This is a genomic window from Halogranum gelatinilyticum (assembly GCF_900103715.1).
Taxonomy (GTDB): Archaea; Halobacteriota; Halobacteria; order Halobacteriales; family Haloferacaceae; genus Halogranum; species Halogranum gelatinilyticum.
The window spans coordinates 1-14,085 of record NZ_FNHL01000009.1; the positions used below are offsets into that span (position 1 = coordinate 1).

13 protein-coding genes are annotated in these 14,085 nt (G+C 65.8%); 7 read left to right on the forward strand and 6 right to left on the reverse strand.

All coding sequences use genetic code 11. The annotated features are described in order from the left end of the window. A partial coding sequence (locus BLR57_RS18175) for an aldehyde dehydrogenase family protein (protein WP_089700029.1) occupies nt 1-1,332 on the forward strand: 1,332 nt, incomplete at its 5' end. Between the two features lies 1 nt (nt 1,333). Here the strand turns inward: BLR57_RS18175 and BLR57_RS19565 are convergent. From BLR57_RS19565 to BLR57_RS18195, 5 genes are all read right to left on the reverse strand, one after another. Further along, the gene (locus BLR57_RS19565) at nt 1,334-1,471 is read right to left on the reverse strand and encodes a hypothetical protein (RefSeq protein WP_170830707.1); all 138 of its coding nucleotides are present in this window, start codon (nt 1,469-1,471) and stop codon (nt 1,334-1,336) included. A gap of 63 nt (nt 1,472-1,534) precedes the next feature. Further along, nucleotides 1,535-2,317 (reverse strand): TrmB family transcriptional regulator, encoded by a 783-nt coding sequence (locus BLR57_RS18180; protein ID WP_089700031.1) that lies wholly within the window; start codon nt 2,315-2,317, stop codon nt 1,535-1,537. Continuing rightward, nucleotides 2,310-4,856 carry an efflux RND transporter permease subunit gene (locus tag BLR57_RS18185; RefSeq protein ID WP_089700033.1) on the reverse strand — a complete coding sequence of 849 codons (2,547 nt, stop codon included), beginning with the start codon at nt 4,854-4,856 and terminating at the stop codon, nt 2,310-2,312. The genes BLR57_RS18180 and BLR57_RS18185 overlap by 8 nt, the downstream gene beginning before the upstream one ends. Next, nucleotides 4,856-6,469, reverse strand: coding sequence for a COG1361 S-layer family protein (locus BLR57_RS18190; protein ID WP_089700035.1), 1,614 nt, complete (start codon nt 6,467-6,469; stop codon nt 4,856-4,858). Before BLR57_RS18190 ends, BLR57_RS18185 begins: the two co-directional genes overlap by 1 nt. Before the next feature lie 279 nt (nt 6,470-6,748). Then, nucleotides 6,749-7,207: a DUF7960 family protein gene (locus BLR57_RS18195; RefSeq protein WP_089700037.1), complete on the reverse strand. Its 459-nt coding sequence runs from the start codon at nt 7,205-7,207 to the stop codon at nt 6,749-6,751. A gap of 494 nt (nt 7,208-7,701) precedes the next feature. Between BLR57_RS18195 and BLR57_RS18200 the strand changes: the two genes are divergently transcribed. The 3 genes from BLR57_RS18200 to BLR57_RS18210 all read left to right on the forward strand — a co-directional run bounded on the left by BLR57_RS18200 (nt 7,702) and on the right by BLR57_RS18210 (nt 9,275). Next, nucleotides 7,702-8,136 carry a DoxX family protein gene (locus BLR57_RS18200; RefSeq protein WP_089700038.1) on the forward strand — a complete coding sequence of 145 codons (435 nt, stop codon included), beginning with the start codon at nt 7,702-7,704 and terminating at the stop codon, nt 8,134-8,136. A 62-nt stretch (nt 8,137-8,198) separates the two neighbouring features. Next, nucleotides 8,199-8,690 (forward strand): VOC family protein, encoded by a 492-nt coding sequence (locus tag BLR57_RS18205; RefSeq protein WP_089700040.1) that lies wholly within the window; start codon nt 8,199-8,201, stop codon nt 8,688-8,690. Next, nucleotides 8,691-9,275 (forward strand): flavin reductase family protein, encoded by a 585-nt coding sequence (locus BLR57_RS18210; RefSeq protein WP_089700042.1) that lies wholly within the window; start codon nt 8,691-8,693, stop codon nt 9,273-9,275. A 34-nt stretch (nt 9,276-9,309) separates the two neighbouring features. Here the strand turns inward: BLR57_RS18210 and BLR57_RS18215 are convergent, their stop codons facing one another. Continuing rightward, on the reverse strand, nt 9,310-9,729 hold the full coding sequence (locus BLR57_RS18215) for an SRPBCC family protein (protein ID WP_089700044.1): 420 nt from the start codon (nt 9,727-9,729) through the stop codon (nt 9,310-9,312). Nucleotides 9,730-10,121: 392 nt separating this feature from the next. Here BLR57_RS18215 and BLR57_RS18220 point away from each other — a divergent pair, with 392 nt between their 5' ends. Genes BLR57_RS18220 through BLR57_RS18230 form a run of 3 tightly spaced genes read left to right on the forward strand, consistent with a single transcriptional unit; the run spans nt 10,122 to nt 14,045 of the window. Next, a complete protein-coding gene (locus tag BLR57_RS18220; protein WP_089700045.1) occupies nt 10,122-11,138 on the forward strand; it encodes an ABC transporter ATP-binding protein in 1,017 nt (338 codons plus the stop codon). Continuing rightward, a complete protein-coding gene (locus BLR57_RS18225; protein WP_089700047.1) occupies nt 11,135-13,003 on the forward strand; it encodes an ABC transporter permease family protein in 1,869 nt (622 codons plus the stop codon). Before BLR57_RS18220 ends, BLR57_RS18225 begins: the two co-directional genes overlap by 4 nt. Continuing rightward, nucleotides 12,996-14,045, forward strand: coding sequence for an ABC transporter permease (locus BLR57_RS18230; protein ID WP_089700049.1), 1,050 nt, complete (start codon nt 12,996-12,998; stop codon nt 14,043-14,045). The genes BLR57_RS18225 and BLR57_RS18230 overlap by 8 nt, the downstream gene beginning before the upstream one ends. Nucleotides 14,046-14,085: the final 40 nt, after the last annotated feature.

Below are 14,085 nucleotides of genomic sequence, written 5' to 3' on the forward strand. Positions count from 1 at the left end.
ATCGACCGCGCGGAATATCTCTGGGACATCTACCACGAGCTCCGCGAGCGGACCGAAGAACTCGCAGAAGTCGTGACCAAAGAGTGCGGCAAGGAAATCTCGGAAGGTCGCGCGGACGTCATCGAAGCGTACCACATGGTCGAGTGGGCCGCTGGCGACGCTCGCCACCCCAAAGGCGACGTTATCCCGAGCGAGATTCCCGCCAAGGACGCCTATATGCGCCGCAAACCTCGCGGCGTCGTCGGCTGTATCACCCCGTGGAACTTCCCGGTCGCCATCCCCTTCTGGCACATGGCCGTCGCCCTGGTCGAGGGTAACACCGTCGTCTGGAAGCCCGCCGAACAGACGCCGTGGTGCGGCCAGATCATCGCCGAGATGTTCGAGGATGCCGGTATTCCCGACGGCGTGTTCAACATGGTCCAGGGCTTCGGCGACGCCGGCGCCTCCATCGTGGAGGACGAACGCGTCGACACCGTCCTGTTCACTGGTTCGGCCGAGGTGGGCCACGAGGTCGCCGAGAAAGTCGCCCAGCAGCCCGGCAAACTCGCCGCGTGTGAGATGGGTGGCAAGAACAACGTCGTCATCACCGAAGAGGCGGATCTGGACATCGCCGTCCACTCCGCGCTCATGACCTCGTTCAAGACGACCGGCCAGCGCTGTGTCTCTTCAGAGCGCATCGTCGTCCACGAAGACGTCTACGACGAGTTCAAAGACCGCTACGTCGAGTTGGCAAAGAACGTCTCCGTCGGCGACCCGCTGGACGAAGACACCTTCATGGGCCCGCTCATCGAGGCCGGTCACAAGGAGAAGGTCACGAAGTACGCTGAGCTGGCGAAGAAAGAGGGCGTGAACGTCCTCGTCGACCGAACGGAGTTGGACGAGGACGAGATTCCGGACGGTCACGAAGACGGCCACTGGGTCGGTCCCTTTGTGTATGAAGCCGACGCGTGGGAGGACCTGCGCTGCACGCACGAGGAAGTCTTCGGCCCGCACGTCGCACTCCTGAAGTATTCGGGTGACATCGAAGAAGCGGTCGCCATCCAGAACGACACCGACTACGGACTCGCTGGCGCGATTATCTCCGAAAACTACCGCCAGATCAACTACTTCCGCGACCATGCGGAGGTGGGACTGGCCTACGGGAATCTCCCATGCATCGGTGCTGAGGTGCATCTGCCGTTCGGCGGCGTCAAGAAATCCGGCAACGGCTACCCCTCCGCTCGCGAAATCATCGAAGCCGTCACCGAGCGCACCGCCTGGACGCTCAACAACTCCAAAGACATCCAGATGGCACAGGGCCTCTCCGCCGACATCAAAACCAAAGACGACTGAATCAGTCGGTCTCTTTTTCGACCGTCTCACCGCACTCCGTACAGCGGTAGCCGACGACGCGCCAGCCGCCGCCCGTCGCGTACCGGTTGGTGAACGAGTCGCGCGCGCCACAGTCGGGACAGCGAGTGGGCTTGGTCATCCGTCGGAGACTGCGTCCACGAAGGGGAAAAAGGTCGCTCTCGGTGGTCGGGTGCGGAGGTCGTCAGTTGGAGGACGTGTCGGCGTCCATGATGGACATGATGTTGCCCCGGATGATCTGGGCGAGTACGGCGGCCATCGCCGTGTCGGCACTCCAGATGGCCGTCTCTTCCGTCACGTCGGGGAGGTCTGCGTCAGCGAGGACTGAGAGGAGGACGACGGTCCCGTCGCACAGCAGCACGCGACCCATGAAGTCCGTCGGCGGCTCGTAGGCCGGTTCGGCGACGGTGAAGGGTGCGTCGGCGAAGCGTGCGCGAACTTCGGGGCTTTCGCTGGCGACGGTGACGTCGACACCGGCGGCGGCGCGCTCGAGGAGGGTTTCGACGAGCGCGTCCGGCACCGACGACGGTTCGGCCGCCGCGAAGACGAGCCAGTCGGTCGCCTCCTTGGCGAGGTCGACCGTCCGGTCGTCGACCGAGTCACGGCCGCGGACCGTCCAGACGTCGTCGCGGGTCTCCTCGCCGCGCTGGTCGCGCTGGACCGTCTCGAGATAGTCGAACGCCCGCGACTTGTTGCACTCGATGCGCTCTGTGAGCCGAGTCCGTGCCGCGTCGAGACTGACGGGACGGTAGCGTTTCGGCGTCGACTGCTGGACCTCGACGAGGCCGCGCTCTTCGAGTTCGTCGGCCGCGCCGTAGACCTGCGACCGCGGCACGTCGGCCACTTGGTGGATCTCGCGAGCCGTGCCGGTCCCGAGCTTCTGGAGGGCGACGAACACCCGCGCCTCGTAGTTCGAGAGACCGAGCTGTTCGAGCGACTCGACGGCTTCGTGTTCGCCGTCACTCATCCGTTGGCTCACCCCCATCGGTGACCACGGTCTGTCCGCCGGCTTCGCTCGGACCGGGCGACGTGTCGACATCGCCCATCGGGACGTCCGGGTCGCCGTTGACGAGGCGGTCCCAGATGACGAGTGCCGAGGGGAGTACGACGAGCGACGCGAGGAACGAGTAGACGATACTCAGCGCGGTCAGCACGCCGAACTGGCCGAGGACGCTCAGGAGCGCGAGCACGAGCACGCCGATCCCGAACGTCGTCGTCAGCATACTCCCGGCCAGTGCCCCACCCGTCCCGCGGACGGTCCGGTCGAGCGCGGTGAAGAGGTCGTGTTCCCGTCGCTCGTCGACGAACCGGTGGACGACGTGGACCGAGTAGTCGATACCCAGCCCGATGGTGAGCGACAGGATGGTCGCCGTGAACGCGTTGAACGAGATGCCCAGATACTTCATCGTCCCTGCGACGAACGCGACGGCGATGGCGATGGGCACCGTGTTGACGACGCCGAGCGACGGCAGGCCTTCCAAGAGCCAGTAGATGAGCACGAGGAAGACCACCGTCGCGCCGAGCGCGATGGCGAGACTCGTCAGTGCCGACTCGAAGATGAGATCCGAGATGGCCTGGAAGACGACCGTCCCACCGGTGGCGACGGCACCGCCGCGGAAGCGGTCGGCGACCATGCGGCCGTCGTTGGTGACCTCAGATTGGGAGGCGTCGGCGGTCACGGAGTAGACGACTCGCGTGCTCCGACGGTCCTCCGAGAGATAGTTCAACGCCTGGTCCTCGGCCGGCGAGTTCAGCAGGTAGTCGTAGATCTCTCCGAGGTTGTCGTCGGGGATGCCGTTGCCGTCGATGTCGTTGCGTGCGACGAGTCGGCGGAACTCGGGGTCACGCTCGGCCTGCGACTGGACGACGGTGACGATGCTCTGGGCGTCGGCCTGCCGGTTCTCGCTGACGAACGACTCCGGCGGGTCCTGTCCGGCACGGTGGATCTCTTCGAGCACCGTGTCGCGCTCCATGCGCGTCTCGTAGTATATGGTGACTGACCCCCCCTGTGTCGTCTCGAACTTGTCTTCGAGGAAGTTCAGCTGACCGACGACGGTGTACTCGCTCGGCGCGAACGGCTCGGGGAGCGACTGGAGGAACGCCGGCACCTCCTCGGGCGGGAGGAAGTCCTCTTGGGTGAACGAGGTGTCGATGTCCGTTGCGTAGTAGCCCGCCCCGGCACTGGCGACGAGCGCGAGCACGAGGAACAGCGCGGGGGCGTACTTCGAGATGACGACGCCGCCACGGAGCACCTCGCCCAGCCGGGAGCCTTCGGCACCGAGCGGCGACTGACTGAAGACCGGAATCGGATATTTCTCCGCTCTGCGGTCCAGCCAAACCTTCGCCGCCGGGAGGAAGACTCCGAAGATGAGGAAGGTGAAGATGATACCGACGGCCGCGACGACGCCGAAGTCCTGAATCGGCGCGAGGTCGCTGGCGAGGTTCGACAGGAAGCCGATGACCGTCGTCCCGGTGACGATGAAGAACGCGACGAGCAACTGGTCCGTCGCCTTCGTCATCGCCTCTTCGATACCGAGACCGTCGGCGCGGTCCTCACGGTAGCGGTTGATGGCGTGGATACCGAAGTCGATACCCACCGCGAGCAAGAGCGGCGGAACCGCGATCATCATCTGGCTGAACGGGATTCCGGCGATACCGAGGAAGCCGAACGTCCAGATGATGGCCATAAGCAGCGCGAACGACCCCAAGAGGAGGTCCATCAGGTCGCGGTACGCCACCACCAGGAAGAAGATGATGAAAATCACCGCTGCGGGCGTGACGATGAGCAGCGAGTCGGTGATGACGCTGCCGAACTCCGCGGAGATGATACCGCTCCCGAAGACGGTGATGTCGCCGCCGACGGTGTCGACGACGCGCTGGGAGCGCTGTTGGATGTCCGTCAGCGGACTCGACCCGCTCTGCCCGGCACCGCCACCACTGCCGCCCGCGTCGGGCACGTTGTGGCTGACGACGCCGATGGTCGCCGACGCCGAGGCGGACTTGGCGTTGAAGTCGTTACTGACTGTCCCGGTAAAGCCGGGGTTGTCGGCGTTGGTGCGGACGGCCGAGCGGATCTCGGTCCGCGTCGCCCCTTCGACCGCTCGGATCTGCGCTTCGAGCGTCGTCGCCGACGGGTCGATAGTGCGCGCGACGAGGCTCGCCGCGCTCGACGTGCTCTCGACCCGGAGGTCCTCCTTCTCTTGCAGCCGCTCTTGGGCCCGCAACATGTTGAGCAGCTGTTCGCGAGCGAGGACGTTGTCACCCCGTTGGATGAGCTGCGTGCTGCCGCCGCCCTCCGAGAACGAGGAGCCGAACTCCTGGTTGATGTCCTCGAGGGCGTTGTTGGCCGGGATGTCGGCGGCGAACTGCTGGGTACCGGCCTCCGTCGAGACGTTGCCGAGACCGACGGCGAACATGCTCGTCACGAGCAGGAAGGCGATGATCACCTTCCCCGAGCTCTCGACGATGCGTTCGTCCGTCCAGTCGATGAATCGCTGGTAGTCCATTACGCGGACCGGCGGGTGTAGAGGTAGCCTCCGACCCCGAGCAGGACGAGCAGCACGACGCCACCGATGAGCGGCAGCGGCAGGCCACCGTCGTCCTCGGGTTCGGTCACGGTCACGGGCACCTGGTACGTCTCGGAGATGAGGGTGTCACCGTCGGCCGTGTCGTAGCGGAAGTCCAAGGACACCGGATACGTCTTGTCGGTGAGCGCGCCGCCGCCGACGCTCGTCGAGAAGGCGATGGTCGCGCTCTCGCCGGGTTCGAGCGACTCGATGAACGCCTCGTCGTCGCTCGCCGAGATGGGCGCGTCGACGAACAGCTTCGCCGAGATGTCCGTCAGCGTCTCCGCGCGGTTGTTGGTGACCGTCATCGTCATCCGACCGCTCTCGCCGGCGGCGAACGTCGTGTTGACGCCCTCGACGTCGAACTCCTCTTGGGCACCGGCGACGTTGGCCTGCACGTCGAGCGGGTCGCTCTCGCGGGACTCGCCGTCGCTGTTGCGGTAGGTCACCGCCAACGTGAACTGCCGCGGACCGGCCTCGGCGGTCTCGGAGATCTCGGTGTCGAAGCTGAAGTCCGTCCGTTCACCCGCCTCGAGCGTGCCGATAGCGTACTCGGTCTCGATGGGGTTGACGTTCGGGTTCTCGGTCTCGAAGACGACGACCGCGTTGCGAGCGGCCGTCTCACCGTTGTTGACGACCTCACCCGTCAGCTGACCCTCCTGGCCGACCCGGAGGGTGCTCTGGGTGTTCTCGAGCGCGAAGGTCTGTTCGTCGCGCGGGGTGACGCCGAAGGCCATCGCCTCCGAAGACGAGGCCACGCCGTCGGTGTCGTCGTAGTTCACCGTCGCGGTGAGCGCGTAGTTACGGGGCGTCGCACCGGCAGCGACCTCGGCGTCGTAGGTCAGCGTCCGCACCTCGCCCGGCTCCCACTCGCCGACGTAGTTCGAGGACGTGCTCGCACGCGAGAAGGTGAAGTCGTTGTTCTGGGAGGCAACCTGGACGCTCGCGTCCTCGGCGGCGGCGGTACCGGTGTTCTCGATGTTCACCGAGACCGGCCCGCTGTCGCCGACCGCGAGGTCACTGGTCGTGTTGACGATCTCGAAACGGGCGTTGTCGACGACGCGGAGGTTGACTCTGAACGTCTCGCGGACGTCCTCCTCGTCGTAATCGCCACTCGCCGTGTCGATAGACTCCGTGTATGTGTAGGTGACGCGGACGGGAATCTTGTAGGTCCCCGTCGGGGCGTCCTCGTCGACGCTGATGCTGAAGGTGGCCGGAACGGCCGAGCCGTCGGGGATCTGGCCGAGCGAGAGCTTGCCCGTGTTGACCTCGATGGGCGGGTCGCGCTCGCCGAAGCGGTTGTTCTCCTCGCGGAGTTCGACGGTGACGCCGCGAGCGGTCGTCACGCGTTGGTTCAGCTGCGAGTTCGAGCTTTGGTCGATCTCGCCGGTGTTCTGCAGCGTGACGGTGACCTGGGTGTCTTCGCCTGGCACGACCTCGTTGTCACCCATGGTCGCGTTGAGATTCGGTTCCCCTTCGACGACCGCGAGGGCCGTCGTCGGGACCAATACGAGTCCGATGACGAGAAGCGTGAGTAGTTGAGATTTCTTCATGTTCGCTCCGTCCGGCACGCACCGAACCTGCGCCGGACCGACAGGCCACCGCCAGTTGAAACTGGTAGTCGTTACACACCCCTTGAGGCTCCTCCCATATAACGTGTTGTAAATTTCTACAAACACTGCTGGTGTTGCTATCAGACACCAATGTCTTCGGCACTGACGGTCACGGTATCCGGAGAATATGCCGTCACAGAGGAGAAAAAGGGGTCGTCGCTGCTGTCGACTTGGAGCCGAAGGCTATTACCCTCCCCGAAACCGGACAGTTCGACCGGCTCAGCGGCCGGGTTCGACGCCGTCGGCGACGCCGAGGTCTTCGAGCGTCCACTGGACGACGCGCGCTTCCACGTAGTCGCGCGTCTCGACCATCGGGTCGTCGCCGTAGCGGTCGACGACTCGGGTGGCCTCCCGCAGTCGCTCGGCTTCGAGTGCCGACTGGTCGGGTTCGTCCTTCCGGATGCGGGTCAACGCCTCGAAATCCGCCCGGAGGTCGAAGGAGGCACGGGCGACGCTACAGCGCGACAACGGGTTCTGGCCGAGGTCGACGACGAGGTCACAGACGAGTTCCCAGTCGCTCGCACAGAAGTGCACCGAGACGTCGCCGACGATGTCGCGCCACGCGATGCGGCCGCCGTGTTTCATCAGCGTCACCGCTCGTGGGGGCAGGTCGAGCCGGGCGACGGTCTCGGGGTCGTCACAGAGGCAACACGGCTGTTCTGTCTTGCCCGTGTACATACGCGACTATTGGAGCCGACAGTCATGTGACTGTCTATCGACTCACGGACGAAGGAAGTGGACAGCCGAGTGGGCTGTCCGGTTCACACACAGTGGTGGCAGTGACAAGGGCTGGCAGATCCGTCACTGCCGGGTGCGAGTGTTACCTCGCGGGCGCGGCCGCAGCACGGTTGATTGCTCACACATGACAGGTTGGTTGGTGGGCGGTTCGCGCCAACAGTGTGTATATGGTGGTGTCATAAAAAGCTTCGTATCTACACCATATTATACACTAAATAGGACTATTGTTGAGACATCTGTCCGCTCTTTGACTGAGACCCTAGGGGAATCTAAATCAAAGTTCATCCACTGACGCCCGCTGACACCGGCGTTACCTGGTAACGTTCATGTCCGAGAACAGATATATTCGTGGGTCGTGTACGGATGGTTGTGACGAACACAAATCTGCGGACGGTCGCACCGATAAGTGAACAGCAGTCGACGGAGGCCGAGCGATGAGCGTGCTGCTCCAGAGTGCCTTCGGCTCTGCGAGTGCGGATCTCGCGTTCCTCGTGGGGCGCGTCCTGTTCGGCGCGGTGCTGGCCTTCATGGGACTGAACCACTTCATGAACCTCGAGACCATGGTCGGCTACGCCGACGCCAAGGGCGTCCCGGCAGCCGGGCTCGCGGTCCCCTTCACGGGCGGGATGCTGGCCTTCGGCGGTCTCGGCATCGCGCTCGGCGCGTTCCCGCTTCTGGCGTCCGGCGCGCTCGTCGTCTTCCTGCTCGTGACGACGCCCGTCATCCACGACTTCTGGGCGGCCCCCGAGGAACAGCAGCAGACCGAGATGACGCAGTTCCTGAAGAACATCGTCATGCTCGGCGGCGCGTTCTTCTTCCTCGCGCTGAGCAGCCAGCCGTGGCCCTACGCGGTCGGCATCGGTCTCTGAAGACGGCGGACACAGACGACCGGTACCAACAGACACGTTTCCTTCCAGAACGATATCCCACCATGAGCGACGCACCACCGACGACAGGCTTGCACCACGTGACGAACATCTGCACCGACATGGACGAGACGGTGGCCTTCTACGAGGACGTCCTCGGCTGGCACACCGTCAAGCGCACGCAGAACTACGACGACCCGGGGACGAAGCACTACTACTTCTCTCCGACGCCCGAGGGCCAGCCGGGCACGAACGTCACCTACTTCGAGTATCCCGACTCCCGCGGCCAGCCCGGTCCGGGCGCGAGCCACCACTTCGCCATCGGCGTTGAGGACGAGGACGCCCTCCACGAGTGGCGCGAGCATCTGATGGCCCACGACGTGCGCGTCTCCAACGTCAAGGACCGCACCTACTTCAAGAGCATCTACTTCAACGACCCCGACGGGCTGGTCTTCGAGATCGCGACGAGCGGGCCGGGCTTCGGCGTCGACGAGGAGACGCCCGGCGCGGCCGAGATCGACCCGTTCGAGGAAGGCCACGAAGACGAGGACGCGTAGATGGAGGGCACACCGGACGACTTCGGCCCGTACCGTCTGCTCGCTGGGGGCGTCGTCCCCCGGCCCATCGCGTGGGTCTCGTCTCGCAGCACGGACGGCGTCGACAACCTCGCGCCGTACAGCTTCTTCAACGTCGTCGCCTACGACCCGCCGGTCGTCATGTTCGCGCCCGTCGGCGTCGGCGAGGACCTGAAGGACACGCCGCGGAACATCCTCGACACGGAGGAGTTCGTCGTCAACGTCGTCACGGAGGACCTCGTCGAGGCGATGAACGCGACGAGCGCGACCTTGGACGACGGAGAGAGCGAGTTCGACCACGCCGACTTGGAGAAGGTCGAAGCCACGACGGTCGACGTCGCCCGCGTCGCCGACGCGAAGGTCGCCTTCGAGTGCGAACTCTACGACAGCATGGAAGTCGGGAGTTCGACGATGATTCTCGGTGAAGTCGTCTACGCGCACGTCGCCGACGGGGTGACGACGCCCGAGGGCAAACTCGACGTGAACAAACTCGACGTGGTCGGCCGCCTCTCCGGCGGCGGGTACACGCGGACGCGAGACAGGTTCTCGTTGGAGCGGCCGCCGTAACCGACTCGTCCTACCGACGGTCCCCACCAGTTTCTCACCGCCGCGTCGCCAACTCCTCGATTCGCCGGAGCGCCCGCTCACAGACGACCGCGTAGCCCGCCGCGAGGAGCGGAACCTCGAAGACGGCTCGACAGCGACCCTCGCCGAGCGGTTCGACGCGGTGGCCCGTCGCCGGAACCGTCGCGACCGACCACGTCCAGCGGTAGTGCTCGTCGTCGCAGTCGTCGACCTCGAAGGGAATCCAGACGCCGGCGACGCGGACACGGCCGGTCGTCCCCGTCCTGATACGCTCGTCGGCGCAGTCGACCGCGCCGACGCTCGGTCCCCACTCGGGCCAGCGCGAGGGGTCGGTGAAGAGGTCCCAGACGGCGGCTGCGGGGGCGTCGACGACGCGGGAGACGTCGAGTCGGCGGCCGTCGGGCGTGCGCGAGACGGAGACGTCGGTGCGGCGCATGGTCGGTCGACGGTCGCCTCCGTGGTAGCTCTGACCTTAAGGAGATGGGTGTGATAATAAGACTCTAAACTTCCTCCGAGAAAGAGTTAATATCACCTCCGCGTTACCACGGTACACGATGACAAAGGAAAGCACGACACGAACGATGAAAGACATCAGCCACACACCGCCTGCTGGTGTCTCCGTGACGAATATCTGGCAGCGAGGCCGAAAACCGGAGAACGAGACGGAGACACAGACACCCGCTGACGACTGAACCACCGACGCAGACCGAGTCCTCAATACACCGGATAGACGAGTAGGTACGGTTTCTCTCCCGACGGTTTTCCACCCCGAGCGACCCGCCTGCCTCGGGGCCCGATTTTAAATCCCTCCCCGGCGACCCCCTCGACATGATAGAAGTCGAGACACTCCGGAAGACCTACGGGGAGTTCGTCGCCGTGCGCTCCAGCAGTTTCGAGGTCGACCGTGGGGAGATCTTCGGCGTCGTCGGCCCGAACGGGGCCGGGAAGACGACGACGCTGAAGATGCTGGCGGGACTCATCGAACCGACCGACGGCGAGGCGACGCTCGCCGGTTTCGACGCCGGCGACCCCGAGATGCGCTCGACGCTCGGCTTTCTGCCCGAGGAGTCGCCCCTGTACGAGGACATGACGCCGCTGTCGTATCTCCGCTTCTTCGCCGACCTCTACGACGTCCCGCGCGACGTTGCCAACGAACGCATCACGGACGCGCTCGACCGACTGGAACTGGAACACCGCGAGCGTCGGCTCGGCGATATGTCCAAGGGGATGAAACGGAAGGTCGCCATCGCCCGCTCGCTCGTCAACGACCCCGACATCCTCATCTACGACGAGCCTGCCTCCGGACTCGACCCCCTGACGACCAACTACGTGCTGGAGTTCACCCGCGACCTCGCCGACCAGGGGAAGACGGTCGTCTTCAGCGCGCACAACCTCTATCACGTCGAGAGCATCTGTGACCGCGTCATCATCATGAACCGCGGCGACATCGTCGCCCGTGGCTCCGTGCCCGAGATTCGCGAGGAACACGGCTACACCGAGTACCACGTCACGACGACCGTCCCCGTCGAGGGCGCGGAAGTGGTGGCCGTCGGCAGCAGTGAGAGCGGCGCGGGCGACGTGGGCGACACGGACGGCTCAGACGACGAGTACCGCGTCGTCGTCGACACCATGGACGAGGTCCGCGAGATTCGCGAGGCCGCCGAAGCCGCCGGTGGCGACGTCGCCGACATCCGCACGAAGGAGCCGAGTCTCGAGGACATCTTCCTCGATCTCGCGAAGCGACCGGCGACTTACGACCGGACGGTCGCGGGCGAGGCCCGAATGGCCGAGAACGGCTCGTCCGAGGAGACGCTCGAAGCGGCCCCACCGGAGGACAGCCGGTGAGCGGTCGCTGGAAGGCGGTCCTCCGCATCGCCCGCTGGGAGGTGAGCCGAAGCGCGGGCACCATCGACCGCCGGACGGCCGCCATCGCACTCGTCGCGCTCCTCCTCTCGGGCGGTATCTTCGGCGCGACGGCCGCCGCGGGCGTCTCGGGCATCGCGCTCGACCGCGACATCTACCGCGTCGGCGTCGCGCCCGACAGCCCCTACTACGACCCGGTCGTCGAGAGCACCGCACTCGATGCCCGGCCGGTGAACGGACGGCTCGCACCGCAGGGAAGCCTCGACCTCGTCGTCAGCGACGGTGGCTTCACCATCGCCGACACGGCCAAGGGACAGGCCGCGCTCGCGGAACTCCGCTCGGCGGTCGAGGCTCACAACGACCGGCTGATGAGCGACGAGGAGAACCAAACGGCCGCCTTCCCGGTACTCGTCGACCTCCAGTACGTCGCCCGCGACGAAGTGTCGGCCGCAGTCGGCGTGGGTGGGAGTGCCGGTGGCAGCGGTGACTCGTCTGGTGGGAGTGCTGGAACTGGCGGCACCGACGACGGTGCCGGAACCGGCAGCAGCGGCGGCGGCTCCGGCGGCGACGGCGGCTCGTCAGGTGGTCAATCGAGCGGGACCGCAGACACCGGCGGCGACCTGCCCGTGCCGGACGTCGGCACCGGCGGTGGCATCTTCGGCGGCCAGACCAGCGGCTCGCCCGCGGCTATCAGCCCGCCGTTCCCGTTCGGCTCGCTCATCCTCGCGTTCGCCTTCCTCGTGCCGATGAACTTCGTCATCCAGGCGTACGGAAGTACCATCCTCAACGAGCGCGTCAACCGCCGCGGCGAACTGTTGCTCGTCGCGCCGATCGAGCCGAGCGACATCGTCCTCGGGAAGACGCTGCCCTACGTGACGGCGATGCTCGGCGTCACCGTCGCCATCGCGCTCGGCGTCGGGAGTCTCGCGGAGGGAACCGCCGGAGTGGTCTCCGTCGCGAGCGTCTTCCCCGTCGCGCTGCTCTTTCTCGCGGCGACGTTTGTCGGCGCGATGTTCGCCCGCTCGTTCAAGGAACTCACCTTCGTGACCGTCGCCGTCTCGGTCTTTCTCACCTCCTACGTCTTCGTCCCCGCCATCTTCACCAACATCACGCCCATCGCGCTCATCTCGCCACTGACGCTCGTCGTCCGCGACCTGCAGGGGCTGGGCGTCTCGGTGGTCCAGTACGCCTTCTCGACCGGCCCGTTCTACCTCGGGTCGGCCGTCCTCTTCCTGCTCGGTCTCGGCGTCTACCGCGAGGAGGATATGTTCACCCAGCGGCCCGTCCCGCTGAAGTTCGTCGACGCGCTGGATAGCCGCATCCGCAGCAAGTGGTCGATGACAACGCTCTCGATTCTCTTCATCCCCTTCGTCTTCATCGCCGAACTGCTCGCGGTCGCCATCCTTTTTGCACTCCCCATCGCGGTGTCGACACCGCTTCTCTTGGTCACCATCGCGGGCGTCGAAGAGGTCGCAAAGAGCGTCCACGTCTACGCTGGCTTCGAGAAGGGCCGCTTCCCGCGGACGCTCCGCTCGGCGCTCGTGCTCGGGTCGCTCTCGGGACTGGGCTTCTTCCTCGGCGAGAAACTACTCGTCGTCGTCCAGCTCATCGGCTTCGGCGACCTCGAACTCGGCCAACAGCTGTTGACCTCCGCGGGCGTCGGCAGCGACGTCGGCGTCGGCGTCGCTCTCGCCCTCTTGCTCGCGCCGCTCGCACTCCACACGGTGACGACGAGCATCTCGGCGATGGGAGCGACGCGGGGCAAGTACGCCTACGGCGGCACGCTCGTCGTGGCGACGTTGGTTCACGCGGCCTACAACCTCACGGTGGTGAGCAGCCTTGGGTGACCCGCGAATCACCATCGCGTCGCGCGAGTTGAGCGTCCTCCGCAAGGAGAAGACCATCGTGCTCGCGCTCCTGATTCAGTTGTTCATCGCGGCGTTCTCGTCGTTCCTCGTCGTCGGTCTCGTCTCGCTGTACGACCCGACGAGCGTCGACGGCTACACGGTCGACGTGGCCGTGACGGGCGACGCGACCGACGACCTGCTCGCGGTCACGGACGACCAGGCGAGCATCCGCGGCGTCGGATACCCGTCCGAGGAGGCCGCGCTCGACGCCTTCGACCAACGCCGGGTCGATGCCGTGCTCGCAACGGAGGTGGTCGACGACAGGGTGCAGGTGGCGGCGGTCGCCCCGGACTCGAACATCCGGACGACGCTCGTCGTCGTCCAGCTCCGCGACGCGCTGCGGGGCTTCGAGCGCGCCGAGCGGCTGGACCGCGCGGCGTGGCTCGACCGCCTCCCGCTCGACCTGCCGCCGGAGGCGACGACCAGTCCCTACTTCGGCTTCACCTACACGGTGCTCGTCCCGCTCCTGCTCTTCCTGCCGGTGTTCATCAGCGGCTCTATCGCCGTCGACTCAATCACCGAGGAGTTCGACCGCGGGACGCTCGAACTCCTGCGGGTCGCCCCGGTCTCACTCGTCGACATCGTCGACGGCAAACTCGCGGCGGCGGCACTACTCGCCCCCGCACAGGCGGTGCTGTGGCTGCTCCTCTTGGAGTTCAACGGCACCCAAATCGAGAACTTCGCGCTCCTCGTCGTGCTCGTCGCGGCGTTCTCGCTGTTGGTCGTCAGTGTCGCCATCGCCATCGCGCTCGCGACGCCCGACCGCCGCTCGGCGCAGTTCGTCTACTCGCTGGCCGTCCTGCTGCTCTTCGGCGGGACGACGCTCCTGCCGTCGAGTCCGGCTAACGCTGTCGCCCGCCTCTCCATCGGCAGTGTCGGCACGGACGTACTGCTCGTCGTCGCCCTCTACGTCGCGCTCGCCGTCGCGGGCTACGCGGGCGTCCGGGTCCTGACGGCCCATGTCGACGAGACGAGTCTCTGAGGCTTCGTCAGAGTAAAATACGACCCGCGAGGCCGTCGAA